This window comes from Novosphingobium resinovorum (assembly GCF_027922145.1).
Taxonomy (GTDB): domain Bacteria; phylum Pseudomonadota; class Alphaproteobacteria; order Sphingomonadales; family Sphingomonadaceae; genus Novosphingobium; species Novosphingobium resinovorum.
The window spans coordinates 32958-56214 of record NZ_BSFC01000039.1 but is presented as its reverse complement, the minus strand read 5'-3'; the positions used below and the strand labels follow the sequence as shown (position 1 = coordinate 56214).

Below are 23257 nucleotides of genomic sequence, written 5' to 3'. Positions count from 1 at the left end.
CGCCATGCGACAGATCGCCCTTCCGCTGTCCGCCGCGAGCGACAGTCCGCCGCGCATTGTCGTGGGTGAGGCCAACGCGCCTGCGATCGATGCGCTGATAGAGCCGGGCCAGTGGCCTTTCCGCACCGCGATCCTCTCCGGCCCGCCGCGCTCCGGCAAGTCGCTGCTGGCGCGCTGGTTCGTCGAATCGGGCGCAGGCGATGCTGTCGATGATGCGCAAGGCATGCCCGAGGACGCACTGTTCCACCGCTGGAACCGGGCGCAGGAACTGGGCCGTCCTCTGCTGATCGTCGCAGACAAGCCTTTCGCACCGGGCGTAGGCGACAGTGATGGCGAACGCTGGCGGGTACGCCTGCCGGACTTGTCCTCGCGGCTTGGTGCCGCGCTGAACCTTGCGATCGGCGAGCCGGACGATGCGATGCTCATCGCGCTGATGGAAGTTCATGCCGAGATGCGCGGGCTGGTTCTCGATCATTCGGCAACGCAATATCTTGTAGGACGTTGTACCCGTAGCCATGTGGGCGTCGAACGTCTGGTCGCCGCCATCGACCGGCTCAGTCTCGAGCGCAAGACGGCCCCCACAATGGCCATCTGGCGCGACGCGCTGGAAGAGACTAAAGGCGGCGCCCAGACTTAAGGGTTTGTCTGGAAAATGCGCTGCATTTTCCGGGCGGCTGGTGCCGCGAAATGCGCATATCGCGCATTTCCAGACGGTAACGTGAGGGCGGCTTTGCAACAAAAGTTGCAAAGTGGAACGATTGATGGGAATTTCCGGCGATGCTGGGTAATATCATCCGCTATCTGGACTCGGTTGTCGCACGCGATCCTGCGCCGCGTTCGCGTTGGGAAGTGCTGCTTTATCCGGGCGTATGGGCTCTGTTCTGGCACCGCATCGCGCATGCCCTGTTCCAGGCGGACCTGTTCTTCCTCGCCCGCGTGGTGAACCACCTTGCGCGCTTCCTGACCGCGATCGACATTCATCCGGGCGCGCAGATCGGCCGCAACTTTTTCATCGACCACGGCTTCACCGTGATCGGCGAGACCGCGGTGATCGGCGACAACGTGACGATCTACCAGTGCGTGACGCTGGGCGGTTCCAACCCCACCAACGGCGTCGGCGGCAAGCGCCACCCGACCCTGCTCGACAACGTGATCGTGGGTTCGGGCGCGCAGATCATCGGCCCCGTCACCATCGGCCGCCGTGCCCGCATCGGCGCCAGCGCAGTCGTGACCGAAGACGTGCCCGAGGGTGCGACGATGATCGGCCTCAAGGCCCGCTCCACGCTGGTCAAGGCGGAGACCTGGGCCAAGGAATTCATGCCCTACGGCACGCCTTGCAAGGAACCCTGCGAGCCCACCGGCGGCGCCCAGCGCGTCGAGGATCTCGAACAGCAGGTGGCCTTGCTGCGCGCTCAGGTGGAGGAACTTATCTCCGAGCGTCAGCACGCAGCGCGCGAAAACGAGCGCTGGTGAGCCGCTGAATGGTGGCAGGCGGAATTACCTCAGGTAGCGTCGTCCCGTTTCCCGGCGTCCAGCCGTCGCAGGTCGGGTTCGACCGGCTGGAACTCCAGCGAATTCTCGATCTCTACGGCCGGATGGTCGCGGCCGGGCTCTGGCGCGACTACGCGATGGATTTCGCGCGCGAGGCCGCCAGTTTCAGCGCTTTTCGCCGCGCCGCCGAACGCCCGCAGGCGCGGATCGAGAAGCGCCCCTCGCTGCGCGGCAAACAAGGCATGTGGACCCTGTTCGGCGAAGCGGGGCAAGTGCTCAAGCGCGGGCACGAACTCTCGAATGTGCTGAGTTCGCTGGAACGCAAATTGCTCAAGGTTGTCGAGGACTGAGCGTTCTCGGTTGAAAGCCCGTCATCCCAGCGCAGGCTGGGACCGCTTTCGTCATATCGCGAGGTCTCGGCAAGGCTGCGGCGAAACTACACCGGCCCGTCGATAGGGCGCTTCATGGCCATAGCGGTCCCAGCCTTCGCTGGGATGACGGCAAGTGTATCCTCCCCGTTGCGAAGCAATGGGGAGGGGGACCGCCGACGCAGTCGGTGGTGGAGGGGGCAGCGGCGCAAACACCCCCTCCGTCAGCAACTGTGTCGCTGCCACCTCCCCATTGCTTTGCGACAGGGAGGATGCTTAAGCCGAAGCGGGTAGCCGTTCGCGCCAGCTTTCCGGCGCCAGCGTCAGCAGGGCGCGGCGCAGCGGGGTCCAGAACACCGACAACGCGAGCAGCGCCGCACCGACGAACAGCGTGGAGATCGCCAGGTTCATCTCGATCGTACCGGCATTGCGCAGGAGGCCGTTCAATGCCGCCAGCACGTAGATCAGCGCCGACACCAGCAGAGCCCGCCGGTCCACCAGCAGGGCGACGAGCGCAAATGCCACATAGGTGACGAGCACCCCTGCGGCATGGCCCGGAGTCACGTCGTCGCCGTTCAGCACGCCCAGCCAGTAGAACAGCGAATGCGCGATCAGCGGCGCGGCGAGCAGGTGGAGCCAGAACGCGATGTCAGCGCGCTGGGTCCGCCGAGCCCGGTCGGACAAGTCCCAGCGCATGGCGAAGGCGAAGACCGCCAGCCCGCACAGGAAGGCGGCGGGCGCGAGGACCGGGTTGGCCGCCAATGCCTGCCCGGTGGCCCAGGCGATCGCCGAAAGCAGGAGCAGCACGACGGCGCCGGTTCCGGCCGCAATCGTGATCGCCACGTGGAAACGCAGCCAGTGGAGCAGCGCCCCGACTCCGGCCGCTATGGCGGCGCTCAGCATGATGGCTGCGTCCTGCCAGGGATAGCGCTCCATCCGGTGCCAGGTGTGCCGCTCGCCGTTGAACTCGTAATAGACCGGCACCCGATGCTCGGGCATGGCCTCCGCGACGAGCGCTCCGGCAAAAAGCCCGAGGCCGACGACGAACGAGGCGAGCACGATGATCGAGGGCAGGGCCATGCGGCGCTTGCGCGTGAAGATCTCGGCCATGAGCCAGCTGGCCATGGCGACGAGCAGGCCGGCCATCCACCAGCGCTGGTCGTTGGCGCCCGCCGCGTAAACGCCGGAGAAGATCACCAGCAGGCAGGCGATGCCCACGAAGATGTCGTTGAAACTGGTGACGAGGCGAATGTTTTCCTCGTCCGCCATCGGCACCACGCGTGTCGTAGCCACATGGGCGCGCAAGGCGTCCGCCGCCTCGGCGCTGATGGCTTCGGCACTGACGGCGGATTGCAGATCGTCTTCGGAATACAAGGCGTTCCCCTTAAGCGGCTGCGAAGCTGCCCGCGTGGGCAGGCACCGTCAATCGCAATTGCCTCCGCTTGTTAAGGCGCCCGCATCAGCATCGACAGCGCGTGATGTGCCTGGTCCATGCCGGTCTCGAACGGATGGTCGCCCGACCGGTCGGCGATGCGCGGCCATGCGGCGGCGACGTCCTCGGCGCTGCGGGCGGATTCCGGGAGCAGGACGCCATCGTTCATGGTGATCCACGTGCCCTGGAACACGCCGCCACCGGCCGCGAGGATGGTGTCGGTCGGCGCCTCGGGAGAGACAAGGAACACGGCGGCGGGCACGACATTGCCGGGCTCGAACGCCTTGTAGGCTTCCTCGGGGAAGATGTCGGCGGTCATGCGGGTGCCGGCGGTCGGCACAATGGTATTGACGCGGATGCCGTACTTCGCGCCTTCCAGCCGGAGCGTTCGGGCGAGGCCGAGCACGCCCGCCTTGGCCGCGCCGTAATTCGCCTGTCCGAAATTGCCGCCAAGCCCGGTCGAGGACGTGGTCATCAAGACGCGGCCGTAGGTCTGCTCGCGCATCGTCTCCCATACAGCCTTCGTCGCGAAGGCGCTGCCGAGGAGGTGGACACGCACGACCAGCTCGAAATCGGCGGGGTCCATCTTGGCGAACGTGCGGTCGCGCAGGATGCCGGCGTTGTTGATGAGGACATGGATGCCGCCCCAGGCTTCCCTCGCGCGGGCGGCCATCGCTTCCATCTGTGCGTAGTCGGAGACGTCGCCGCCATCGGCCATGGCCTCACCGCCCAGGCTACGGATTTCCTCGACGACCTGCAGAGCCGCGTCGGACTGGCCCGATCCGTCCCGCGCCGCGCCGAGATCGTTGACCATGACTTTGGCCCCGCGCCGTGCCAGTTCGAGCGCATAGGCGCGGCCGAGCCCGGTGCCTGCTCCGGTAACTATGGCGACCTGATCGGTGAAGGAAATGGATGCTGCGCTGCTCATCGCCCGGTGATGGCAGGTCGCAGGTCGCCATTCAACAGGCCGCCCATTCGACGGCGCGTTCAACCTTGCCCCGGCGGCTGCGAAGGGTCATAGGCGCATCCAACGAATCTGCCCGCTATCCTGCGAAAGGCCTGCCAGATGAAAGTCCGCGTCCACGTCAGCCTCAAGCCCGGTGTCCTCGATCCTCAGGGTCGCGCGATCCACCACTCGCTGGAGGGCCTCGGCTTTTCCGGCGTCAACGACGTGCGCGCCGGCCGCCTGTTCGAGCTGGACGTTGCCGAGAGCGTCACCGACGAGGCGATCGACGACATGTGCCGCAAGCTCCTCGCCAACATGGTGATCGAGAACTACCGCATCGAGAAGGTGGCCGCCTGATGGCCTTCACCTCCGCCGTCATCACCTTCCCGGGCTCGAACTGCGACCGCGACATGGCGGTGGCGCTGGAAAAGGTTTCGGGCACCGCGCCCCACCGCGTCTGGCACGGCGACAGCGAACTGCCCGAGGGCCTCGACTTCATCGCGGTTCCGGGCGGCTTCTCCTACGGCGATTACTTGCGCTGCGGCGCGATCGCCTCGCGCTCGCCGATCATGCAGGCGGTGATCGCGGCAGCGGACAAGGGTGTGCCGGTGCTCGGCGTGTGCAACGGCTTCCAGGTACTGACCGAAAGCGGGCTGCTGCCGGGCGCGCTGCTGCGCAATGCCGGGCTGAACTTCGTGTGCCGTGAAGTCGGGCTCGAGGTCGTGAACGCGCAGTCGCTGTTCACCAATGCCTACGAAGCGGGGCAGGTCGTGCGCATTCCGGTGGCGCATCATGACGGCAACTACTTCGCCGACGATGAGACGCTGAACCGCCTCGAGGGCGAGGGCCGCGTTGCCTTCCGCTATGCCGAGGAGGTCAACGGTTCGGCGCGTTCGATCGCGGGCGTGCTCAATGATGCGGGCAATGTGCTGGGCATGATGCCCCACCCCGAGCGCGCGATCGAGACCACGCATGGCGGTACGGACGGGCGCGGCCTGTTCGAAAGCGCGATTCGCGGGCTGGTCGGGGCCTGACCTCCCGAACATGAGGCTTCAGCCGCGCGTTCCCCTGCGGAGCAGCGGCTGGAGACATTCGGCATAGCTTGGATCGCGCTCTGCGAGCCCCAGCAGGCCGCTGCCGTCGAACGGACGGCGCAATTTGAAATCATACGTCACGACCCGCCTGGAGAAGCGCCACCGCCCGTCGGCACAGCGCCGGTAGTTGTCGATGTAGCGCACGGCCATGAAGTCCTCCTCGCGCCCGCCTTCGCGGGTTGGGATGAGGTGCCAGGCCAGGCCGTAGACCTCGCCGCTGCCCACGTCTCCATCGACCGCGATCAGGTGGTTGCACACGTGATGCCCGGAGTAGGGCATGTGCGGAAAGGCACGGGCGATGAAGTCGCAGTAGTCCCCCGCCGGACCGTCGAAGCTGTCGCCATGGGTGTCGGTGGCATCATCGGTATAGAGGTCGCGCAGCAGGGCGATGTCCTGCCGGTCGATCGCACGCGAGTAGAGCAGCACCAGTTCGCGAATCGCTTCCTTGTCGATGAGTGCCTGCACGGCAGTTTGGTCGATCATCGTTTATCTCCCGTCAGAGCAGGGCGCCGCCGTCCACGGGGTAGACCTGCCCGGTGATGAAGCTGGCCCGCGCCGAGGCCAGAAAAGTCACCATCGCCGCCATTTCCTCAGGCGCCGCAAAGGGACGGCCGACGAACGTGCGGCGTTGGCGCAGCGCGCGGTCCTCTTCGCTGACGCTGGCGGTGCCTTTCGAGAACAGCCCGGTTTCGGGGTTGAAGCGGCTGCCGCTGCTGAGGCTGGCCGGGTCGGTCGGGATCGTGGCGTAAGGCGCGACGGCATTGACGCGAATCCCGTGGGCGCCGACTTCCTTGGCGAGCACCACGGTGAAGCTGTGCACCGCCCCCTTGGCGGCCGAATAGACCGGCAGCATGTAGTCGCCCACCAGTGCGGCGGTTGAACCGACGTTGACGATCGCCCCGGCCTTGCGGGCGATCATGCCGGGCAACACGGCATGGGTCATGCGCAGCACGGTGCCGAAGTTGAGGTCGATGTCCGCCATCCATTTCGCCGGATCGGAATCGACGAAGAGGCCCTGATCGACGTTGCCGCCGACGTTGTTCACCAGCACCGAGATTGGGCCGAGCGCTTCGGCGGCCTTCAGCACTATCGCGGGAGAGACAGGGTCCAGCATGTCGGCGGCGACGAACACCGCCTCGGGTGCGCCGCGCGCATTGCAGTCGGTGACCAGCCTTGCGCCTGCCTCGTGGTCTCTGCCGACGAGGACGGGAAGGGCGCCCTCGGCTGCGAGGTCCAGCGCGACGGCGCGGCCGATGTTCGCGGTCGCGCCGGTGACGATCGCGACCTTGCCCTGCAGTTGAAGTTCCATCGCCCGCTCCCGGAGTTTTCCGAGAGCTAGGGCCGCCCTATCTCAAGGGCAAACCGCCGGAGCGATCAGCGGCGCGAACTGCGAACGCAGCGCATTTCGCCGTCGCTGCCGTTGTCCTCGACCTTGCGCAAGTACGTGTCCTTGAGCCGGTGCAGTTTGAGGCCCTTGAGCTTGCCGCCGGTCATCGTCACGTAGTCGCCTGTCAGCAGGTAGCTGCCGCGAATGCCGCCCGCCTTGTAAGCCGAGGCATTGACCACGCGGAACTCGTAGTCCGGCAAAGGCTTGCCGACGAGGCCGCCCGCGTCGCCCGCCATCTCGCAGCTGTAAGTGCCGATGGGCAGGGTGGAGATCAGCCCGCCGCTCACCGGAGGCGGGGCAGGCTCTGCGGAGGCGCAGCCGGCGACGAGGGCCAACAGCACAACGGGAAGGGAGGCACGCTTCATGGCATTCAGCTAGCATCGGCGCGAAGCAATTGCCATGCCTCGCGACCTCGTCTAAGGGCGCATCCTTTCGAGGGTCGCGCCTGCTGTGGCCCCACGATTCAGCTCTTTCCCATCCTGAAGGCCAGAACCATGAAGATCAGTGGCGTCGATATCCGTCCCGGTAACATCCTTGAATACGAAAAGGGCATCTGGAAGGTCGCGAAGACGCAGCACACGCAGCCCGGCAAGGGCGGCGCCTTCATGCAGGTCGAGATGAAGAACCTGATCGACGGCCGCAAGACCAACGTGCGCTTCCGCAGTGCCGACACCGTCGAGCGCGTCCGCCTCGACACCAAGGACTTCCAGTTCCTCTACGCCGAGGGCGACGACCTGGTGTTCATGGATACCGAGAACTACGACCAGATCTCGCTTCCCGCCGATTTGCTGGGTGATGCTGCCGCGTTCCTTCAGGACGGCATGCAGGTGAGCCTGGAAATGTGGGAAGAGCGCCCGATTTCGGTCCAGCTCCCCGAGCAGGTCGAAGCCACCATCGTCGAAGCCGACGCCGTGGTGAAGGGCCAGACCGCCTCGTCCAGCTACAAGCCCGCCGTTCTCGACAACGGCGTGCGCGTGATGGTGCCGCCGCACATCGAAAGCGGTACGCGCATCATCGTGGACGTCTATGAAAAGACTTACGTGAAGAAGGCAGACTGAATGAACAAGCTCGTCCTGACCGTCGCGACCGCCGCCCTGGCGATCGCGGGAACTTCCTCCGTTGCTTACGCTGCTGCCCCCAAGGCTGCTGCAAAGAGCGCCGCCAAGCCTGCCGCTGCGGCACCCGCAGGCGGCGACTCGCAGGCACAGCACGCGATGCTCTACCTCAAGGTGCTCATCAGCGGGTTGCAGTCGGACAAGATCGAGGAACCGGTCAAGGGCGCGCTCGTCGGCTGCATCTACGACAATTCGCTCGGCAAGATCACCGAATCGATGGACAAGGTGATCGCCGAGAATTCAGGCAAGATCAGCCGTGACAATCCCAGCGAACTGCTGAGCGTCATGGCACAGATCTGCGGCTACAAGCCGACTGCGCCTGCCGCTGGCGCGGCCCCCGCCAAACCCGCGCCGCAAGGCCGCTGACAATCGGGGCCGATGTCGGCCCACAGGAGTGAAGTACAGTCATGGCCGCCATTTCCGGTCTCATCCGCGTCATCGAGAAGGCCGCCCGCAAGGCCGGCAACCGCCTGCGTCGCGACTTCGGCGAAATCGAGCACCTGCAGGTCAGCCGCAAGGGCCCTGCGGACTTCGTGTCGAAGGCCGACCAGGCTTCCGAGCGCACCATCTGGGACGAACTGCGCGCCGCGCGGCCGGACTGGGGCTATCTGTTCGAGGAAGCCGGCGAGATCGAGGGCGACCCGACTAAGCCGCGCTTCATCGTCGATCCGCTCGACGGCACGACCAACTTCCTTCACGGCATCCCGCACTTCGCGATCTCGATCGCGGTGCAGGAGCCGCGTCTGGACGGGAAGGGCTGGGGTGAGGTCACCGCCGGCCTGATCTACAACCCGGTCACCGACGAAAGCTACTGGGCCGAGAAGGCACGCGGTGCGTGGCTGCACGACCGCCGCCTGCGCGTCTCCTCGCGCCGTCATCTCGACGAGAGCCTGATCGCAACCGGCATTCCGTTCGCGGGGCACGGCGATCACGGCGTCTGGACCAAGATCTATCACGGCCTCGCGCCGCAGGTGGCGGGCATTCGCCGCTTCGGATCGGCCGCGCTCGATCTCGCCTGGGTCGCCTCGGGCCGCTACGAGGGATTCTGGGAATCGGACCTCAAGCCGTGGGATACCGCAGCGGGTTGCCTGCTCGTGCGTGAGGCCGGTGGTTTCGTGTCGGACTGGAAGGGTCGTTCGAACCCGATCTGCGACACCGAAATCCTCGCGGGTAACGACGTGCTGCACTCGCGCCTGCACAAGATCGTCGCGACCGCCCTCAAGGCATGATTTCATCACCCTCTGGGGCACGTTTCGGCGTGTCTCGGAGGGTGATTCTCTGAACTGAAACGAAACCGTCGCGGAATTTTCCGCAAACGGGTGTAAAACGCCGGGACATGGAACGCCATGTCCCTCGCCGTTGCGCCCTTGCGCTGCTTTTTGCGGCGGCGCCTTCGCCTGCATTTGCCGAGCAGCCGGTGCCTCTGGCGAAGCAACGGCAATTCGACCTGACCGCCGTGCCGACGATCAACGCGCGCACGTCGCTGCGATCGCAGGCGGTGGGCGAGATCGAGCTGCTCAAGCCCGAGAAGACGTGGCTGAAGCTGACATATCAGACCGACGATGATGGTCCGCGCTTCGAGATCGGGACGCTTGGATCGCGCAAGGGGGCGATGAAATCGCGTCTTCTCCACGTCGCGATGGACTGGATCTTCTGAACGGGCTTGAACCCTGACGAAGTGCCGTCTAAGCGTCGCGCCTCGTTTCCGTGCCCCTGTGGCGGAATGGTAGACGCGAACGACTCAAAATCGTTTGTCGAAAGGCGTGCCCGTTCGAGTCGGGCCAGGGGCACCACTTCCTTCGATCGTCCTCAGAACAATGAGGCGATGACGAGGACCAGCAACAGCGCGACGACGATTGCCGCTACCCACTGTACCAGCGGGTAGGCCGCGATCAGCCGCGTCAGCGCCCAGGCGGCCACGGCGCCGAGCACGGTTCCTGCGATCATGCCGCCAAGGACGCCCCGCTCGCCCATCATCCACAGCAGGACTAGCGCGAAGACGCCGACCGGGAAGAATCCCGCCAGCGCTCGGGCGAGTGTGGGGGGCAAGGTGCGCCAGTTCATCGAGCGCCGCGTGGGAATGCCGTCAGCCATGGCCGCAGAGTAATCCTGCTACGCCCCCGCCGCCAGCCGGAGCGTCGCGCGAATCGGGCGGTATGGCTAGTTCAAGCCCTGCAGCCAGTCAGCGATCATCGCGCGCCCCGCCGCAACCGCGCCGGGGCCGAGTTCGTCGTGTCGCTGGCGGAGGGCCTGAGGGCAGCCTCCCGCCTCGACGACGGCTTCGGGCCACTGGTCGATCCAGGCGTCGAAGCGCGGGTCCTCGCCCATTTCGGCATGGAACTGCAACGCCAGTTGGTTGCGGCCCCGGCGGAACGCCTGATGCTCGTAAAGCGAGGTCGAGGCGAGGAATTCCGCGCCCTCCGGTTTGGTGAACGTGTCGCCGTGCCAGTGCAGCACCGGCACTTCGCGCACATGGCGCAGCGGGCTGTCGGCGGCGTGCTCGTGAACCTGAACGGGGTGGAAGCCGACTTCCTTCGCCGGGCCGGGAAACACCCTGGCGCCGAGCGCGCTGGCCATCATCTGCGCGCCGAAGCACACGCCCAGCGTCGGACGGTCCGCCTCCAGTCGCATAGCAAGGCGGCGTAGCTGGCAGCCGATCCAGGGATGACGGTCCTGCTCGTAGACGCCCATCGGCCCGCCCATCATGATGAGCAGGTCCGGCTCGCGCAGATCGAGGGTTGAGAATTCCGGGTCGGTGACGTCTATCCGGCTGACTTCGTAGCCGGCGTCCTCGATGGGCTTGCGATAGCCTGCGACCCCTTCGTGGGGAACGTGGCGGATGATGAGCGCGGTCTTCACGGGCCTACTGTGTCACAAGTGATGTTAACGGGCGACATCGAACTCCGGCTGGAGAGATGCGGATTTCGATGCCGCCCGATGGGGTCATTGCAGAAGCCTCACAGGCCGAGGCGGGACCAGAAGTCGCCCGCGCTGCGGATCGTGGCCGCGCCGCCTCTCGGCGGCGAATCGGTGGCGCCGCGCCACGAGGGATGTGGCAGGCGCACGTCGGTACCGGGCCGGGCACGCAGGACTTGCGAGGTGATGCGGGGGATCGAGTTGAACATTTCGTATCTCCATCGGGAGGCACGAAGCCCGGCGTTGTCGCCTTGCGGTTTCGTGCGCTTTAGCGGTTGGTGACGCGGAGCAAGCTGACAGCCATCAAATGCCGCGGAAGAACAGGCGAACCCTGCGCTTCGAGGGTCAATCTATTTATTTGGTAGAGAATGTCTATACGGAGTTTCTATCGGGCCTATGAGAAAAACTTCACGCCGATTGCGGAGCTGACGGGGCTGACGTAGCTTTCGCTCATGCGCGCCGTTCTCCTTGCATCCGCCTGCGTTCTTGCGAGCGTTTCCCTGCCTGCAATGGCAGAGCCCGTTGCCGATACAGTGGCGCGTGACCTGCCGGGGCTGATGGAGACTTATCGCGATCTACACGCCAATCCCGAACTCAGCTTTCAGGAAGTGCGCAGTGCCAAGATCATGGCCGATGCCGCGCGCAAGGTGGGTTTCACGGTCACCGAGAAGGTCGGACGCACCGGCATAGTCGCGGTCCTGAAGAACGGGCCGGGGCCGACCATCCTCATCCGCGCGGACATGGACGGGCTGCCGGTTATCGAGCAGACCGGGCTGCCCTTCGCGTCAAACAGGCGCGGCACGTCCACGGCGGGCGTGGAAAGCGGCATCATGCATGCCTGCGGTCACGACACGCACATGACCGCCTGGATCGAAACGGCGCGTCTCATGGCCGCGCGCAAGGGCGAATGGTCGGGCACGCTGGTCATGATCGGCCAGCCGGCCGAGGAGATGGGGCTGGGCGCGCTGGAGATGCTCAAGGACGGGCTCTACACGCGCTTTCCCAAGCCTGATTACACGCTGGCGTTCCATGACACGCCGGAGCTTGCCGCCGGTGTCGTCGGCGCGGCGAAAGGCTGGGCGCTCGCCAATGTGGACAGCGTGGACATGCTCGTGCGCGGGGTCGGCGGGCACGGCGCCTACCCACAGACCACGCGCGACCCGATCGTGCTCGCGAGCGCGATCGTGATGAAGCTGCAGACGCTGGTGAGCCGCGAGACCAATCCGCTCGATCCCGTAGTGGTGACGGTCGGGTCGTTCCACGCCGGGACCAAGCACAACATCATTTCCGATCAGGCGAAGCTGGAACTGACGGTGCGCAGCTATTCCGACGAGACGCGCCAGCGGCTGCTCGACGGCATCGCCCGCGTCGCGCGCGGGGAGGCGATCGCGTCGGGCCTGCCGGACGCCCTGATGCCGCAGATCCAGGTCAAGGAGCCGCACACCCGCGCGACCTGGAACACGCCCGAGTTCGCCGAGGAGGCCGTTGCCGACCTCAAGGGGAAAATGGGTGCGGACAACGTGGTGATCACCCCTTCGGCGATGGGCGGCGAAGATTTCGGCGAGTTCCGCCGCGCCGATGAGGCGCACATCAAGTCGGTGATCTTCTGGGTCGGCGGGGCCGATCCCGCCAAGCTGGCGGCGGCGAAGGCCGGAGGTCCGCCGATGCCTTCGCTGCACAGCCCGTTCTGGGCACCGCAGGCCGACAAGGTGATCGCCTCGGGCGCACAGGCCCTCACGCTGACGGCGCTGCGCCTTATGGCGAAGCAGGGGATGTAAGGCGCTCCGACAGCGCAGTGTTTCAGGTTTTCGGCAAAAATACTGATTTTATTGGCACACCTGTCAAGGTAACCGACATTTTACGCCTTTAGCCTAGGCCATCGTTCGAGTGCCGGAATTCGGCCACGAAGGATGGCGCAAGCGACGATGATTCGTCTGTTCAAACACTATATCCCGCATGCCGTGGTGCTGCTCTGGCTGGTCGACGTGCTGTTGCTGGCGGCGGCCAACGAGACATCATGGCGGCTGCGCGCCCAGCAGATCGGCATCGACCCGGCGCCGCTGGCCGACCGGCTTATCGCGCATGGCGCCTTCGCCGCGGTGATCTCGCTGTCGATGGTGGCGGTAGGCGTCTATGGAGCCGACGCGCTGCGATCGATGCGGTTCGCGGCGGCGCGATTGCTGGTGGCGATCTCGCTCGGCGTCATTGCACTGTCCTTCGTGGACTTTCTTGTCGGCGGGCAGAATTTCTGGCGCTCGACGCTGGCCTATTCGATGGCCTTCGCAATCGTGCTGATGATCTTCAACCGGCTGCTGCTGGGCGGTTTCCTCGGCACCAGCGCCTTTCGCCGCCGGGTGCTCGTGCTTGGCGCGGGCGAGCGCGCGCAGCGCCTGCGGGTGCTGGGAGAGCGTCCCGAGAGCGGCTTCGTTATCGTCGGCTACGTCGCCATGAGCGAAAGCGTGCCGGTGGTCGAGGAGGCCATCTCCCGCTCGGCCATCAACAACCTGACCCGCTACGTCGAGAACCTCGGAGTCAGCGAAGTGGTGCTGGCGCTGGAGGAGCGGCGCAACGCGCTGCCATTGAAGGACCTGCTGCGCATCAAGACGGCGGGCGTCCACGTCAACGAGTTCTCCAGCTTCCTGGAGCGCGAGACCGGCCGCGTCGATCTCGACACCGTCAACCCGAGCTGGCTGATCTTCTCCGACGGTTTCTCGTCCGGCCGGGCGATCTCCAGCGCGGCCAAGCGCGTGTTCGACATCGCCGTCAGCCTGCTGTTGCTGGCGGCTACCGCGCCGGTCATCCTGATCTTCGCGCTTCTGGTGAAAGTCGATAGCCGGGGACCGGCCTTCTATCGCCAGCCGCGCGTCGGTCTGTTCGGCCAGCATTTCGACGTCATCAAGCTGCGCTCCATGCGTACCGATGCCGAGGCTGCGGGCGCGCAGTGGGCATCGAAGGACGACCCGCGCGTCACCCGCATCGGCAAGTTCATCCGCAAGGTCCGCATCGACGAACTGCCGCAGGCCTGGACCGTCCTGAAGGGCGAAATGAGCTTCGTCGGCCCGCGCCCCGAGCGCCCGGAGTTCGTCGCCGATCTTGAGGATCAACTGCGCTATTACGCCGAGCGCCACATGGTGAAGCCGGGCATCACCGGCTGGGCGCAGATCAACTACCCTTACGGCGCCTCGATCGAGGATTCGCGCAACAAGCTCGAATACGATCTTTATTACGCCAAGAACTACACGCCTTTCCTCGACTTCCTGATCATCCTCCAGACCTTGCGCGTGGTGCTCTGGAGCGAGGGCGCGCGATGATGAAGGCCTCCGCCGTCTGGGCGACGATGGGCGTCGGGCTCGACCTGACGGGGGCCATCGCGCTGGCGAGCATCGCAATCTGGCTGTTCTCCCGCCGCGACCGGTTCGGCGCTGCGGGCACGGCCATGGTCGTCGCGCTGCTTTTTACCGGCTTGTGGAGCCTGGCGTGCGCTTTCGGCATCGGTACGCCGGAAGTGACGTTCCTGCCTGCGCTTTCGGAAAGCGCCCGCAACCTCACCTGGCTGGTGGTGGTCTATCGCCTGTTCGCGAGCGACGGGCGCGATGCCAGCGTGGCGCCGATCCGGCCGGTGATCTTCGCGCTCGGCGCGGTCGAGATCATTCATCTCGTCGTCAATTCGAGCCTCTCGCGGCTGGAAATCGACAGCGACGTTCTCAGCTTCGCGTTCCAGTTCAACGTGATGTTCCGGCTGCTGGTGACCGTTGGCGGTCTCGTTCTCGCGCACAATCTCTATGCGGGGGCGCCGCGCGAATCGCGGGGGGCCTTGCGTTGGCCCGCGATGGGGCTGGCGGTGCTCTGGGCCTTCGACCTCAACCTTTACACCATCGCCTATCTCGCGGGTAACTGGCCTTACGAGATCGCCGCGATTCGAGGCCTCGCCGCGATCGCCGTCGCCGTCTGCATCGCAATCGGCGGGGCGAAGAACCGTGACGACCTGCGCCTGCGCCCGTCGCGCGCGGTGACGTTCCAGACCTTCTCGCTGATGGTCATCGGCGTCTACCTCGTCGCCATGGTGGCTGTGGCGCAGTGGCTGTCCTACGCGGGCGGCAACTTCGCGCGGCTGGTGGAACTGGCTTTCCTGACGCTCGGCAGCGCCTTCGCCCTGGTCGTGCTGCCCTCGCGGCGGGTGCGGTCGTGGTTCAAGGTCATCCTCGCCAAGCATTTCTTCCAGCACCGCTACGACTATCGCGAGGAATGGCTGCGCTTCACCCGCACCATCGGCTCCGACCAGAGCGCGGCCCTCGGCGAGCGCGTCGTCCAGTCGATGGCCGATGTCTTCGAGAGCCCGGCGGGCCTGCTCCTTACCCCCGGCGAGCACGGCGAACTGACCCTTGCCGCCCGTTGGAACTGGCGCGAGATCGAGGTGCCCGCAGTCGCGATCCCGGTGCAGGACATCGCCCATTTCGAGCGCACCGGCTATATCGCCGATCTCGACGATGTGCGCGCGGGTCGTGAGAGCGGAACCACGATCCCGAACTGGCTGATCGACCACCCGCGCGCCTGGGCGCTGATCCCGCTTGTTCACTACGACCGCCTCGTCGGCATGGTGGTGCTGGCCCGGCCGCAACTGGCGCGCAAGTTCGACTGGGAGGACTTCGACCTCCTGCGCGTCATCGGCCAGCAGGTAGCAAGCTATCTCTCGGAGAATGCCAGCCAGCTCGCGCTCGCCGAATCCGCGCGGTTCGAGGACTTCAACCGTCGCATCGCCTTCGTGATGCACGACATCAAGAACCTCGCCAGCCAGTTCAGCCTGCTGGCGCGCAATGCCGAACTTCACGCGGAAAAACCCGCCTTCCGCGCCGACATGCTGGTGACGCTGCGCAATTCCTCGGACAAGCTCAATGCCCTGCTGGCGCGGCTCTCGCGCTACGGTTCGGGCGGCGTGGACCGGGTCGAGCAGGTGGCCGCGACCGAGGTGCTCGGGCTGGTCATGGAACGCTTCAAGGACAGCCCGCAGGTCGTCCTCGCCGAATCGCGCGACATCATGGTCACCGCCAGTCGGCATTCGCTGGAGCAGGTGCTCGTGCACCTCGTCCAGAATGCCGTCGATGCCAGCGAGCCGGAGAGCCCGGTGTTCCTGTCGCTCGTGGTCGAAGGGATCAACGCCCGCTTCGAGGTGCTCGACAGCGGCACCGGCATGAGCGCCGACTTCGTGCGCAACCGCCTGTTCAAGCCCTTCGTCTCGACCAAGTCGGGCGGCTTCGGCATCGGCGCCTTCGAGGCGCGCGAACTGGTGCGCGCGATGCGCGGCCGTCTCGACGTCGAATCGCGCGAGGGGCTGGGCTCTCGCTTCACGGTGCGCCTGCCGCTGGCGGCGGCGACCGACATCTATCCGAACTACGCCGAGAAGGTGGCCTGATGACTGAATCTCTGCCCAAGCTGCTCATCGTCGAGGACGACGCCGGGCTTCAGGCACAGCTCAAGTGGGCCTACGAGGATTTCGAGGTCTTCGTCGCCGGGGACCGCGCCAGCGCCATCGCGCTGCTGCGCTCGGAGATGCCGGACGTGGTGACGCTCGACCTCGGCCTGCCGCCGGACCCGGACGGCACCACCGAGGGTTTTGCGATCCTCGACGAGATCATGGCGCTCAAGCCCGACACCAAGGTCGTCGTCGCATCGGGCCACGGGGCGCGGGAAAGCGCGTTGCAGGCGATCGCGCGCGGGGCCTACGACTTCTACCAGAAGCCGGTCGACATCGATGCGCTCGGTCACATCGTGCGCCGCGCGCTTCACCTGCACCGGCTCGAGGAAGAGAACCGCCGCCTCGCCGGCAAGGTGGAGAAGGACGAGAAAGTCCTCGGCCGGATGATCACCGCCGCGCCGGAAATGGTTAAAGTGGCGCGCACCATAGAGCGCGTGGCGAATACCAGCGTATCGGTGATGCTGCTGGGGGCGAGCGGCACCGGCAAGGAACTGCTGGCGCGCGGGCTCCACGAGGCCAGCGGCCGCGCCAAGCGCGAGTTCGTGGCGATCAACTGCGCGGCGATCCCGGAGAACCTGCTCGAAAGCGAGCTGTTCGGGCACGAGAAGGGCGCCTTCACCGGCGCCGTGAAGACCACGCCGGGCAAGATCGAGCAGGCTGCGGGCGGCACCCTGTTCCTCGACGAAGTCGGCGACATTCCGCTGCAACTGCAGGTCAAGCTGCTGCGCTTTCTGCAGGAGCGCGTGATCGAGCGCGTCGGCAGCCGCCAGTCGATCCCGGTCGATACCCGCGTCGTCTGCGCCACGCACCAGAACCTCGAGGGGATGATCGCCGAAGGGCGGTTCCGCGAAGACCTGTTTTATCGCCTCGCCGAGATCGTCGTGCGCATCCCCGGCCTCGCCGAGCGGCCGGGCGATCCGACACTGCTGGCGAAGGCGTTCCTGACCCGCTACGCCAAGGAGATGAACCCGCGCGTGCGCGGCTTTTCCGCCGATGCGCTGGCGGCGATCGATGCCTGGGGCTGGCCCGGCAACGTGCGCGAGCTTGAGAACCGGGTGAAGCGTGCGGTGATCATGGCGGATGAGAAACTGGTCTGTGCCAGCGACCTCGACTTGGCCAGTCCCGACGAGCAGGTGGCGACGGCGCTGAACCTCAAGACCGCGCGCGAGGCGGCGGACCGCAAGGTCATCCGCCATGCTCTCGCCCGCAGCGAGGGCAACATTTCCAGCACTGCCAAGATGCTCGGGATCAGCCGGCCGACGCTGTACGACCTGCTCAAGCAGTACGACTTGCAGCCGTCCTGATCTTCGATGCGCGGGGGGCGTTTCTGGAGATTTGTCAGGTGGGGCGCGGCGGTGATACCGCCGCTGCTGGTGCTGGCCGTGTGCTTCTCGCTGGTGCTGACGACCGCGACGCCGATAGCCGTCGGCGAGATTTCCCGCGCCGACAAGCTCATCGGGCAAGGCCGCAAGGCCATCGCCCGGGGAGACGGCATCGACGCGGAAATGAAGCTGCGCGCGGCGCTCGAACAGGGAGCCGCACCGCCGGAGGTCAACGCCTACATGGGCGAGGCATTGCTCGCGCAAAGCCGCCGCGACCGCGCGCGGCCCTATCTTGCCCGCGGCGAGTTCACCGAGGCCAGCGCCGCCGAGGGCTGGCGCGCACTGGGGCTGCTGGAGCGGCTCGACGGCAACCTTCCGGCTTCCGGACGTGCCTACGACCGGGCACTGGCGATCACGCCGAACGATGCCGGGCTCTGGGTCGAGGTCGGGCGTCTGCGTTATGCGGGCGGCGAGCACCTGCTGGCGATCGAGGCGGCCGACCGCGCGCTTGAGCTTGATGGCAATAACGTGCGCGCGCTGGAATTCCGGGGTCAGCTGGTGCGCGATCGCTACGGCCTGCTGGCTGCGATCCCGTGGTTCGAGCGCGCGATCACGCGCGACCCCAAGGACGTCTCGGTCCTGCTCGAATATGCCGCGACGCTGGGCGAACTGGGCCACGCGAGCGAGTGCCTGACGATCACCCGGCGCGTACTCGAACTCAGTCCGAAGAATCCGCGCGCCTTCTACCTGCAGGCGGTGCTGGCGGCGAGGGCGGGCAACTACGGCCTCGCGCGCGGGCTGCTGGCGCGGACAAAGGGCAAGCTCGACGACCAGCCCGCCGTGCTCATCCTGCGCGGCATCACTGAGATCGCTGCCGACAACCCTGAAGCGGCGGCCGAGGCGCTCGAAGCGGCGCTGCGGCTGCGCCCGGACAATATGCACGCCCGCGAACTGCTGCTGCGTGCGATCGTCATGGCGGGGCAGTACCGCTATGCCATCCTGCGCTTCGCCGACGACATCGCCGACGGCGACGCATCACCCTACATGCTCACCACCGTGGCGCGGGCGTGGGAAGTTCTCGGCGATCGTCAGCATGCAGGGGAGTTGCTTGATCGGGCGGCGAGGGGACAGGGCGCGCAGCTTCGGGTACTGGGCGAGAGCGGCCGCATCGGCCAGATGTTGCATCTCGGCCAGACCGGCGAGGCGCAAGTCGCAGCGGAGGCGCTGCGCCGGTCCGACCCCGGATTCTACGATGCGCAGGCCCTCGCAGGCGACGTGCAACTGGCGATGGGTCACGCCGCCGAGGCGCAGGAGCGCTACGCGCTGGCCTCGCAGATCCGGCTGCCGGAAAGCCTCTTCGAGCGCCGGTTCGCGGCCTATGCGATGGCGCACGACCAAAAGGGCGCGCGCGAACTGGTCACCGCTTACCTCGGCCAGAACCCCACAAGCCGCCCGGCCTTGCGCGCGGCGGCGGAACTGGCGGTCGGCGCGGGCGATCTCGGGCGCGCCCGGACGATCCTGGCGTGGCTGCGCAACAATGGCGGCGAGGGCGACGTGGATCTGCGCGCAGACCTTGCCATGGCGGAGGCCGGCACCGGTGACCTTGCCGCTGCGCGGGAGAATGCGCTCGCGGCCTATCGCCTCCAGCGATCGAATCCGCTTGCGGCGCAGGCCCTGGGATACAGCTATGCGGCAAGCGGGGACTATGCCCCACAAGCGCGGGCGCTGCTCGACAAGGCGCAGGCGCTGCTTGGCAATACCGCGCCCGTCGCCGAGGCCCGTCGCCGGTTGCAGGGCAGGGCGGCACGCTAGGCGCCGGGTATGCTTCCGCGCCGTATTTTCGACGGCGACTACAGCTGAGTGGGTGGGAAATGGACGTTGCCCCACCCACCCCGCTCATGCTGAGCTTGTCGAAGCATAGGGAACCTTACGCCCTGCCTCGGGGCCTTCGACAGGCTCAGGCTGAGCGGGGTGGGTGGTCTGATTGGGGTGGTGAGCGGTAGTTCATCCTCCCTGTTGCGAAGCAATGGGGAGGTGGCAGCCTGCAGGGCTGACGGAGGGGGTTCTACCCCTCCACCACCCGCTGCGCGGGCGGTCCCCCTCCCCATCGCTGCGCGACAGGGAGGATAAACCACCGCAACGGGCGAAACCGGAAAAGCTGGTTTCGCGTGGGTCACCTGACCCGGTCACTTCGGCTGGTAGGTCTGCTCGATGCCGGGGAAGCTGCGATCGCGCACTTCTGCGGCGTACTGCGCGGCTGCTTCCGAAACCACCGAGCCCATGTCGGCATACTTCTTCACGAAGCGCGGCACCCGCTCGAACATGCCGAGCATGTCTTCGGTAACCAGCACCTGCCCGTCGCACTGCGCCGAGCCGCCGATCCCGATGCTGGGACAGGCGATGGCGCGGGTGGCCTCGATGGCGATCGTCTCGACGACGCCCTCGATCACGATCGAGAACGCCCCGGCTTCGTCGAGCGCCTTGGCATCGGCGACGATCTTGGCCGCCTCGGCCTCGCTGCGGCCGCGCGCATTGTAGCCGCCGAGCACGTTCACCGCCTGCGGGGTCAGGCCGATGTGGCCCTGCACGGGGATACCGCGCTCGTTCAGGAAGCGCACCGTTTCCGCCATCGCCGCTCCGCCTTCGAGCTTCACGCCCGCGCAGCCGGTTTCCTTGAGCAGCCTCGAGGCATTCGCGAAGGCCTGCTGGGGCGACTGCTCGTAAGTGCCGAAGGGCATGTCGACGATGACGGCGGCATGGTAGCTGCCACGCACGACGGCGGCGCCGTGGGCGATCATCATCTCCAATGTCACCGGCACGCTGGAGGGCAATCCGTAGATCACCTGACCGAGGCTGTCGCCGACGAGCAGGAGGTCGCAATGCGCGTCGAGCAACTGCGCCTGCCGTGCCGTGTACGCCGTCAGCATGACGATCGGTTCTTCGGTCACGCCGTCCTTCTTGCGCCGGCGAATCGCCGGAATCGTCAGGCGCTTCATCGGTGCCGGAGTGGGATTTGCGCGGCTGGTCGCGGTGTCGATCTGGAATGTCGTGGACATGGTGGGGCTTCTAGCGCCCGATCTGGTCCCCGGCAAATCTTCAGAATGGCCCGTGCGATCGCGGGTCGCTCCGGATATACCGGATTGTTGTAAGAATATTACAATGCTGGGGAATTTAGCGGAGGGGGCTCTTGCCAAGCGGCTCCTTGTCGTTAGCCTCCCGTCATTCGCAATTCGGGGGTCCAAATGTTCGGACGCGTAAAGCCGCTCGACGCCATTCTGGCGACGGCGGAAAAGAAATCTCTTCACCGATCACTGGGTCCTGTCCAACTGACGCTTCTGGGCGTCGGCGCCATCATCGGCACCGGTATCTTCGTGCTCACTGCCGCAGCTGCGCAGAAGGCCGGTCCCGGCATGATGTGGAGCTTCATCATCGCCGGCGCGGTCTGCGCCGTCGCGGCGCTTTGCTATTCGGAACTGGCCTCGATGGTGCCGGTTTCGGGCTCGGCCTACACGTACTCCTATGCCGTCGTCGGCGAAGTGCTGGCCTGGATGGTCGGCTGGGCGCTGATCCTTGAATACGCCGTCGCGGCTTCGGCGGTCTCCGTCGGTTGGTCCGGCTACTTCATGGGCCTGCTCAAAAGTCTGACGGGGTTCGAGCTACCGGCGATGCTGGCGGCCGGGCCGACGTGGTCGCTCACCGGCGTCGACTTCTCCAGCGGCATCATCAATGTGCCCGCCGTGGTCGTGGCACTCGCGGTGACTTTCCTGCTGATGCTGGGCACCAAGGAAAGCGCGACTTTCAACGCGGTTCTGGTCGCGATCAAGGTGGCGGCGCTGACGATGTTCGTCATCCTTGCGCTGCCGGTGCTCAATACCGAGCATTTCGCACCCTTCGCACCCAATGGCTGGTTCGGACCGGCCGGCACCAGCGGTCTCGGCATAGTCGGGGCCGCTTCTTCCATCTTCTTCGCCTATGTCGGCTTCGACGCGGTTTCGACCGCTGCGGAAGAGACGAAGAACCCGCAGCGCAACGTGCCGATCGGCCTGATCGGAAGCCTCGCGCTGTGCACCGTGTTCTACCTGCTCGTCGCAGCCGGCGCGATCGGTGCCATCGGCGCCCAGCCGACCGCGCTGGGCACGCAGCCCGGCTCGGCAGAGTTCACCGCGCAGTGCGCGGCGCTCGCCGCCAAGGGCAGCCAGCCGCTGGTCTGCTCGCAGGAGGCGCTGGCGCACGTCCTGCGCTCGATCAACTACACCCGCGCGGGCGACCTCATCGGCCTCGCAGCGAACCTGGCGCTGCCTTCGGTCATCCTGATGATGCTCTACGGTCAGACCCGCATCTTCTTCGTGATGGCGCGCGACGGTCTGCTGCCGGAGAAGCTGGCGACCATCCACCCCAAGTGGAAGACGCCGCACATCGTCACCCTGATCACCGGCGTCTTCGTGGCGATCGCCGCGGCGCTGCTGCCTGTCGGCCAGCTGGCGGACATCTCCAACTCGGGCACGCTCTTCGCGTTCCTGATGGTGTCGGTCGCGGTGCTGATCCTGCGCGTGCGTGATCCGCATCGCCATCGTCCGTTCCGCACGCCGCTGGTGTGGGTGGTGGCTCCAATCGCGATCATCGGCTGCGTGACGCTGTTCTTCAACCTGCCAACGGAAGCGATGCTGGTGCTGCCGATCTGGGGCGCGATCGGCCTCGTGTTCTACTTCGCCTATGGCTACCGCAAGAGCCACGTCGGGCGCGGGCTGGTCGAAGTCCATGAGGAAGACGCGGACGCGCCTTCGCAGCCGGTGCCGCCGATCTCCTGAGGTCGGCTGCTTCACTGGATCGAAAAGGGGAGTGCGATGCGCTCCCCTTTTTTGCGCGTTATATCCACGCGTTTTCCACAGGCTTGCGAACAGCCTCCGCGGACTTGCCCATGGGAGGCAACGATAGACCGGCGCGAGACTTATCCAGGGGTATGACGCTGGCTCTGCTCGACCGCATCGCCCTGACACTCCTGCTGCTGGGCGGTGTCCTGCTGGCGGGACGGGCATGGCTTCACGACCATCCGCAGCATGATCCGTGGGCGCCTCTTTCGCTCGACGATGCCGATGGCTGGGCGACGGGGCGCAAACTCGCTGCCTTGCGCGCGGACAGGCAGCTTTGCCGCACGTTTCTGGAGCGTTCGGGCATCGATGGTACGGCTCTGGCACCGTTGAGTGCCGCTGAGTGCCGCCGTGACGACCGCAAACGGCTTTCCGCGCCGGAGGCACTGGGCGTAGAGCTGCGCCCGGCCGGAGCGCAGGCGACCTGCGCCGTCGATGCCGGTCTGGCATGGTGGCTGCGCCATGGAGTGCAGCCCGCTGCTCAATCCGCATTGGGTACGAAGGTGGCGCGCATCGAGCATCTCGGCACCGCAAACTGCCGCAGGATCGGCGGCGGCAAGGAAGGTCGCTGGAGCGAACATGCGACCGGCAACGCAATCGATGTCGCCGCCTTCGTGCTGAAAAATGGGCGTCGAATCAGCGTTTTACGTGATTGGGCAGGAAGAGATTCCGCAGCATCGCGCTTTCTGCACGAAGTCCGCGACAATGCCTGCGGCACCTTCTCCACGGTGCTGTCACCCGACTACAATGCCGCGCATGCCGATCACCTGCACCTCGATCAGGCGCAGCGAACAGGAGGTTGGGGAGCTTGCCGGTGATGGGCGAGGCGCTTGATACACCGTGAT

The 23257-nt window shown here is 66.2% G+C and carries 25 protein-coding genes and 1 tRNA gene; 17 read left to right on the top strand and 9 right to left on the bottom strand.

The window, feature by feature from the left end:
* Nucleotides 1–4: 4 nt before the first annotated feature.
* From PKE80_RS21340 to PKE80_RS21330, 3 genes are all read left to right on the top strand, one after another.
* A complete protein-coding gene (locus tag PKE80_RS21340; protein WP_271184245.1) occupies nt 5–637 on the top strand; it encodes a P-loop NTPase family protein in 633 nt (210 codons plus the stop codon).
* Nucleotides 638–777: 140 nt separating this feature from the next.
* A complete protein-coding gene (epsC, locus tag PKE80_RS21335) occupies nt 778–1473 on the top strand; it encodes a serine O-acetyltransferase EpsC (RefSeq protein ID WP_008828412.1) in 696 nt (231 codons plus the stop codon).
* Between the two features lie 8 nt (nt 1474–1481).
* On the top strand, nt 1482–1841 hold the full coding sequence (locus PKE80_RS21330) for a DUF2794 domain-containing protein (protein ID WP_008828411.1): 360 nt from the start codon (nt 1482–1484) through the stop codon (nt 1839–1841).
* Between the two features lie 294 nt (nt 1842–2135).
* On the opposite strand, the gene PKE80_RS21325 is transcribed toward PKE80_RS21330, so the two are convergent.
* A complete protein-coding gene (locus tag PKE80_RS21325; RefSeq protein ID WP_271184244.1) occupies nt 2136–3233 on the bottom strand; it encodes a hypothetical protein in 1098 nt (365 codons plus the stop codon).
* Nucleotides 3234–3304: 71 nt separating this feature from the next.
* On the bottom strand, nt 3305–4219 hold the full coding sequence (locus PKE80_RS21320) for an SDR family NAD(P)-dependent oxidoreductase (protein ID WP_271184243.1): 915 nt from the start codon (nt 4217–4219) through the stop codon (nt 3305–3307).
* A 138-nt stretch (nt 4220–4357) separates the two neighbouring features.
* Between PKE80_RS21320 and purS the strand changes: the two genes are divergently transcribed.
* Nucleotides 4358–4594 carry a phosphoribosylformylglycinamidine synthase subunit PurS gene (gene purS / locus PKE80_RS21315; RefSeq protein ID WP_008828408.1) on the top strand — a complete coding sequence of 79 codons (237 nt, stop codon included), beginning with the start codon at nt 4358–4360 and terminating at the stop codon, nt 4592–4594.
* The gene (gene purQ, locus PKE80_RS21310; RefSeq protein ID WP_271184242.1) at nt 4594–5271 is read left to right on the top strand and encodes a phosphoribosylformylglycinamidine synthase subunit PurQ; all 678 of its coding nucleotides are present in this window, start codon (nt 4594–4596) and stop codon (nt 5269–5271) included. The genes purS and purQ overlap by 1 nt, the downstream gene beginning before the upstream one ends.
* An 18-nt stretch (nt 5272–5289) precedes the next feature.
* Here the strand turns inward: purQ and PKE80_RS21305 are convergent, their stop codons facing one another.
* From PKE80_RS21305 to PKE80_RS21295, 3 genes are all read right to left on the bottom strand, one after another.
* Nucleotides 5290–5814: a nuclear transport factor 2 family protein gene (locus PKE80_RS21305; protein WP_271184241.1), complete on the bottom strand. Its 525-nt coding sequence runs from the start codon at nt 5812–5814 to the stop codon at nt 5290–5292.
* 13 nt (nt 5815–5827) lie between these two features.
* Complete coding sequence (locus PKE80_RS21300) at nt 5828–6640, bottom strand: SDR family NAD(P)-dependent oxidoreductase (protein ID WP_271184240.1); 813 nt, start codon at nt 6638–6640, stop codon at nt 5828–5830.
* A gap of 65 nt (nt 6641–6705) precedes the next feature.
* Nucleotides 6706–7083 carry a hypothetical protein gene (locus PKE80_RS21295; protein WP_008828402.1) on the bottom strand — a complete coding sequence of 126 codons (378 nt, stop codon included), beginning with the start codon at nt 7081–7083 and terminating at the stop codon, nt 6706–6708.
* 129 nt (nt 7084–7212) lie between these two features.
* Between PKE80_RS21295 and efp the strand changes: the two genes are divergently transcribed.
* The 5 genes from efp (at nt 7213) to PKE80_RS21270 (ending at nt 9626) form a co-directional block, all read left to right on the top strand.
* The gene (efp, locus tag PKE80_RS21290; RefSeq protein WP_008828401.1) at nt 7213–7776 is read left to right on the top strand and encodes an elongation factor P; all 564 of its coding nucleotides are present in this window, start codon (nt 7213–7215) and stop codon (nt 7774–7776) included.
* Nucleotides 7777–8199, top strand: a complete 423-nt coding sequence (locus PKE80_RS21285) for a hypothetical protein (RefSeq protein WP_036524335.1) — start codon at nt 7777–7779, stop codon at nt 8197–8199.
* 41 nt (nt 8200–8240) lie between these two features.
* The gene (locus PKE80_RS21280; RefSeq protein WP_008828399.1) at nt 8241–9062 is read left to right on the top strand and encodes an inositol monophosphatase family protein; all 822 of its coding nucleotides are present in this window, start codon (nt 8241–8243) and stop codon (nt 9060–9062) included.
* A gap of 188 nt (nt 9063–9250) precedes the next feature.
* Nucleotides 9251–9490 carry a hypothetical protein gene (locus PKE80_RS21275; protein ID WP_271184239.1) on the top strand — a complete coding sequence of 80 codons (240 nt, stop codon included), beginning with the start codon at nt 9251–9253 and terminating at the stop codon, nt 9488–9490.
* A gap of 52 nt (nt 9491–9542) precedes the next feature.
* Nucleotides 9543–9626: transfer RNA gene (locus tag PKE80_RS21270), tRNA-Leu, on the top strand.
* 16 nt (nt 9627–9642) lie between these two features.
* On the opposite strand, the gene PKE80_RS21265 is transcribed toward PKE80_RS21270, so the two are convergent.
* From PKE80_RS21265 to PKE80_RS21255, 3 genes are all read right to left on the bottom strand, one after another.
* Nucleotides 9643–9927 (bottom strand): hypothetical protein, encoded by a 285-nt coding sequence (locus PKE80_RS21265; protein WP_271184238.1) that lies wholly within the window; start codon nt 9925–9927, stop codon nt 9643–9645.
* A 66-nt stretch (nt 9928–9993) separates the two neighbouring features.
* Nucleotides 9994–10692 carry a glutamine amidotransferase gene (locus PKE80_RS21260; protein WP_008828396.1) on the bottom strand — a complete coding sequence of 233 codons (699 nt, stop codon included), beginning with the start codon at nt 10690–10692 and terminating at the stop codon, nt 9994–9996.
* A 98-nt stretch (nt 10693–10790) separates the two neighbouring features.
* Nucleotides 10791–10958, bottom strand: a complete 168-nt coding sequence (locus PKE80_RS21255; protein WP_271184237.1) for a hypothetical protein — start codon at nt 10956–10958, stop codon at nt 10791–10793.
* A 243-nt stretch (nt 10959–11201) separates the two neighbouring features.
* On the opposite strand from PKE80_RS21255, the gene PKE80_RS21250 reads away from it, so the two are divergent.
* The 5 genes from PKE80_RS21250 (at nt 11202) to PKE80_RS21230 (ending at nt 19356) form a co-directional block, all read left to right on the top strand.
* On the top strand, nt 11202–12527 hold the full coding sequence (locus PKE80_RS21250; RefSeq protein WP_271184236.1) for an amidohydrolase: 1326 nt from the start codon (nt 11202–11204) through the stop codon (nt 12525–12527).
* Nucleotides 12528–12674: 147 nt separating this feature from the next.
* Nucleotides 12675–14060, top strand: a complete 1386-nt coding sequence (locus PKE80_RS21245; protein WP_271184235.1) for a TIGR03013 family XrtA/PEP-CTERM system glycosyltransferase — start codon at nt 12675–12677, stop codon at nt 14058–14060.
* Entirely contained in the window at nt 14060–16159 is a 2100-nt protein-coding gene (prsK, locus tag PKE80_RS21240) for an XrtA/PEP-CTERM system histidine kinase PrsK (protein ID WP_271184234.1), read from the top strand. The genes PKE80_RS21245 and prsK overlap by 1 nt, the downstream gene beginning before the upstream one ends.
* Nucleotides 16159–17526, top strand: coding sequence for a PEP-CTERM-box response regulator transcription factor (gene prsR / locus PKE80_RS21235; protein ID WP_271184233.1), 1368 nt, complete (start codon nt 16159–16161; stop codon nt 17524–17526). The genes prsK and prsR overlap by 1 nt, the downstream gene beginning before the upstream one ends.
* Nucleotides 17527–17577: 51 nt before the next feature.
* On the top strand, nt 17578–19356 hold the full coding sequence (locus tag PKE80_RS21230) for a tetratricopeptide repeat protein (protein WP_271184232.1): 1779 nt from the start codon (nt 17578–17580) through the stop codon (nt 19354–19356).
* A gap of 374 nt (nt 19357–19730) precedes the next feature.
* Here PKE80_RS21230 and panB read toward each other — a convergent pair whose 3' ends face one another.
* Nucleotides 19731–20600 carry a 3-methyl-2-oxobutanoate hydroxymethyltransferase gene (panB, locus tag PKE80_RS21225; RefSeq protein ID WP_271184231.1) on the bottom strand — a complete coding sequence of 290 codons (870 nt, stop codon included), beginning with the start codon at nt 20598–20600 and terminating at the stop codon, nt 19731–19733.
* Between the two features lie 186 nt (nt 20601–20786).
* Here panB and PKE80_RS21220 point away from each other — a divergent pair, with 186 nt between their 5' ends.
* On the top strand, nt 20787–22352 hold the full coding sequence (locus PKE80_RS21220) for an amino acid permease (protein WP_271184230.1): 1566 nt from the start codon (nt 20787–20789) through the stop codon (nt 22350–22352).
* A gap of 152 nt (nt 22353–22504) precedes the next feature.
* Nucleotides 22505–23230 (top strand): extensin-like domain-containing protein, encoded by a 726-nt coding sequence (locus tag PKE80_RS21215; RefSeq protein WP_271184229.1) that lies wholly within the window; start codon nt 22505–22507, stop codon nt 23228–23230.
* Nucleotides 23231–23257 lie beyond the last annotated feature (27 nt).